Raw genomic sequence first — 3370 nt, forward strand, 5'->3', positions numbered from 1 at the left:
CTGGCGCAGCAGGAACACCGGCCGGCCGGCGTTTTGGGCGCGCGCGTGCAGCCGGCGCGTCGCGGTGAGGTCGAGCCGCTGCGGGCTGCCACGGATTTCGAGGATGATTGCGGCGAGCGCCGTCATCTTCGCGGCCTCCTCGGCTACCCACAGCGCATCGGTGAGTTTCGGCGCCTCGGAAAACAGCAATTGCTCCGGTGCGATACCGAAAATGCCCTGCAATCCCCTGGCATAGGGAAAGCCGGCCTCGCGAAAAATCTCCGATGTGCCGATCCACAGCACGGGCAAGGGCTGGCCCTTGAGGATCAGGCTGACAAGCGACAGCACAAAGCCGGCGACGGCCCCGGCATTGCGGGTCTCAAGGCCATGGATTTCGCTCAAGGCGGCTTTCGGAAGGCCGCCGCTGAGGGCCGCATCGAGGCGCTCGACGCCGGTGGCCAGGAAAGCATCCGGCGAAGCCACGGCAAGCCCGCGCCGGATGATGGTGACATCGGCATCGGGTTCAGGCGCGGCGTCGAGACCGCCGCCAGGACCCGCGCGCAGCCCCTCGCCAGCCGGCGCGGCCAGGCGCTCGGGCAGCGTTCCCTCGATCTTCGCGATCTGGCGGCGCAGGGCAAAAACAGTCTCCCGCGCCACGGCTGATGTCGCCATGACGGTCAATTTCTCTCACAACTGTTCCTGTTATGTTCCTATAGATTCCAGAGGGTGCCGGAAGAGTCAAGCGGAGTCAGAAGGAATTTATTCCTTGATCAAAGGTGACGAGGCCAACCTTGGACTTTGGTCGCAGCCATTCGGCGCAAAGAAACAGTCATTGGCCAGGTACCCGGTCCATTTGCCGAGTCCGGAGGGAAAGCCTATATGCCGGATCAAAGGACAAAGCATGGCCCGCATCTACAAGACCCGCACCTGGCACGATGAACTCTCGCCTTCGATCGAGGAGATCGAGTTTCTGGCGCTGGAGGCGTACGCACATCTGCCCGACGATTTTCGCAAGCTGACCGGCGAGATCGTCATCATGATCGCCGAATTCCCGACCGACGAGATCATGGACGATCTGTCGCTGGAGACACCGTTTGATCTGCTTGGCCTGTTCGAGGGCCGCGGCATCGCCGAGCGCTGGAACCCGCAGACCGGCGAAGGCCCGAACCGCATCACCCTCTACCGCCGCGCCATCCTCGACTATTGGGCCGAAAACGAAGAGACGCTGGGCGACATCGTCACCCACGTGCTGATCCACGAGATCGGCCACCATTTCGGCCTGTCGGACGACGATATGGAAAAGCTTGAAGAGGCGGCGGAGTAAGGCTGTGCGATATTCAGGTGGCGAGCCTGCTTGTGAAATTATACAAGTTTTGATATAAAGTCTGTATGCCGACCAAGCGACTGGAGTTTCTTGGAGATTCTCTTGCCAAGCTCCGGGCTTTTCCAGAGGCGGTGCGCAAGGAAACGGGCGTTCAACTGCACAAGGTTCAACTCGGATTTGAGCCAAGCGATTGGAAGCCGATGACGACGATAGGCCTAGGCGTACGGGAAATCCGTGTCCGAGACGATGCTGGCGCGTTCCGGGTGCTTTACGTCGCCAGCATAGGTGACGCCGTCTTTGTCTTGCACGCCTTCCAGAAGAAGACGCAACAGACGGCGAAACGAGACTTGGCTCTTGCCGCATCGCGGTTCAGGCAAATTCAGTGAGACATACTCATGGAACGTCAAAGCTTTGAAAATGTCTGGGATGCGCTGGAAGACACCCCGGCTCAGTCCGCCAACATGACTATGCGCTCCAATTTGCTGATCGCGATCGAACAGCGGGTGCGGAGTTGGGACGTTACCCAAGCCGAAGCAGCCAACCGGCTCGGGATTACCCAGCCACGCCTTAGCGATCTTCTGCGGGGCAGGATCGCGAATTTTAGTCTGGACACCTTGATCAATCTGGCCACACAGGCCGGACTTACAGTGCGTCTTGATATTGCCGAGGCAGCCTAGCGCTGTCTTAGACAGGCTGGCAAAGCTCGCCTACCAATCACTCAGCTTCGTATCCGGCCCGTATTCCTGGCCGTCGATATCCTTCACCACCGCCTGGCCGCAGCGCATCGATTTGGTCTTCTTGTCATAGGCGTAGGTCGGTGAGCCGTACAGGTGCCAGCCCTTGTTCAGCGCCGCGGTGACCTTGTGGCAGAAGGTTGAATCGTCGGGGGCGGACAGAAAGCGGTAAAGTCTCATGGGTCAGATCCTGTCGTGAGTTCGTCTTTTCGGGGCGGATCATGCGCCGATGGCGGCGGCCTTCGCCAGCAGTTTTTCGGCTTGCACCAGGTGCAGCCGTTCGACCATCCTGCCATCCAGCGCAATCACGCCCTTGCCGGCATTTTCGGGCAAGGCGAAAGCCTCTTTCACCGCGTGCGCCTCGGCCAAGGCTTCGGGCGCGGGCGCAAAGGCGCGGTTGGCGGTTTCGATCTGGGCGGGGTGGATCAGCGTCTTGCCGTCGAACCCCATGGCGGCGGCTTCCGTGCATTCGCGCGCAAACGCGTCGAGGTCGCGAAAATCGTTGGAGACGCCGTCGAGTATGTCGATGCCGCCGGCCCGCGCCGCCAGCACCATCTGCATCAGCCAAGGCACGAGGTAGCGCCGATCAGGCGTCGCCAGAATGCCGGTTTCCTTGACCAGATCGTTCGTTCCGGCAACGAAACAATTTAGCCGCGAAGCGCGATCGCGGCCGAGTTCGGCAATGGCGCCGATATTGAGCATGGCCTTGGGCGTCTCGATCATCGCCCAGAGCTTGACGCTGTCGGGGGCAAAATTGTCGTCGAGCACGTCGCCGACTTCGAGGATATCGCGCGGCGTGGCGACCTTGGACAACAGGATGCCGTCGGGCTCGAATTTCGCCGCGGTCAGCAGGTCATCGTTGCCCCATTCGCTGGACAGCGCGTTGACGCGCACGATCATCTCGCAGCGGCGTTTCGGTCGGCTGGCGAAAATGCCGGCCAGTTTGTCCCGCGCGGCGATCTTGTCTGAGGGCGCGACGGCGTCTTCGAGGTCGATGATCACGGCATCGCAGGCCAGCGTCGCGATCCTGGCCAGCGCCTTGTCGTTGGAGGCGGGGACGTAAAGCACCGAGCGGCGCGGGCGGTAAGGTTCGCTTGTCATGGCCGATCTATGCCGCGTGGGGGCGGGTGAGGCAAGCGTCCGACCGGTACCTGATGACGAGCCAACTGCGAAAGCTTGCGCTGCCCCGCCCGTCCCGCAGCAGTTGCGGAAGGGGGGCCTTTCCTCTCCCCCGTCGATCGGGGGAGAGGTGTCGAGCGTGTTCGAACCGGATAGATAGGTAACAGAATGGACCGATAGCATGGGTGACAGTTTTCTTGTCCGCCGGAGGACC

Annotated in this window: 5 protein-coding genes and 1 pseudogene; 3 read left to right on the top strand and 3 right to left on the bottom strand. The window is 61.4% G+C overall.

The annotated features are described in order from the left end of the window. Positions 1-651, bottom strand: a pseudogene (locus X726_RS137390) (hypothetical protein); the annotation flags it as partial. Positions 652-880: 229 nt separating this feature from the next. Here X726_RS137390 and X726_RS137385 point away from each other — a divergent pair. The 3 genes from X726_RS137385 (at position 881) to X726_RS137375 (ending at position 1980) form a co-directional block, all read left to right on the top strand. Continuing rightward, positions 881-1303 (top strand): metallopeptidase family protein, encoded by a 423-nt coding sequence (locus X726_RS137385; RefSeq protein ID WP_023673918.1) that lies wholly within the window; start codon positions 881-883, stop codon positions 1301-1303. A gap of 65 nt (positions 1304-1368) precedes the next feature. Continuing rightward, positions 1369-1689, top strand: coding sequence for a type II toxin-antitoxin system RelE/ParE family toxin (locus X726_RS137380; RefSeq protein ID WP_023673919.1), 321 nt, complete (start codon positions 1369-1371; stop codon positions 1687-1689). Positions 1690-1698: 9 nt separating this feature from the next. Continuing rightward, a complete protein-coding gene (locus tag X726_RS137375) occupies positions 1699-1980 on the top strand; it encodes an XRE family transcriptional regulator (protein WP_023673920.1) in 282 nt (93 codons plus the stop codon). Between the two features lie 30 nt (positions 1981-2010). On the opposite strand, the gene X726_RS137370 is transcribed toward X726_RS137375, so the two are convergent. Both X726_RS137370 and X726_RS137365 read right to left on the bottom strand, forming a co-directional pair. Continuing rightward, the gene (locus tag X726_RS137370; protein WP_023673921.1) at positions 2011-2217 is read right to left on the bottom strand and encodes a DUF1737 domain-containing protein; all 207 of its coding nucleotides are present in this window, start codon (positions 2215-2217) and stop codon (positions 2011-2013) included. 39 nt (positions 2218-2256) lie between these two features. After that, positions 2257-3138, bottom strand: coding sequence for a CoA ester lyase (locus tag X726_RS137365; RefSeq protein WP_023673922.1), 882 nt, complete (start codon positions 3136-3138; stop codon positions 2257-2259). Between the last annotated feature and the right edge of the window lie 232 nt (positions 3139-3370).

Source organism: Mesorhizobium sp. LSJC285A00 (genome assembly GCF_000503155.1).
GTDB lineage: Bacteria > Pseudomonadota > Alphaproteobacteria > Rhizobiales > Rhizobiaceae > Mesorhizobium.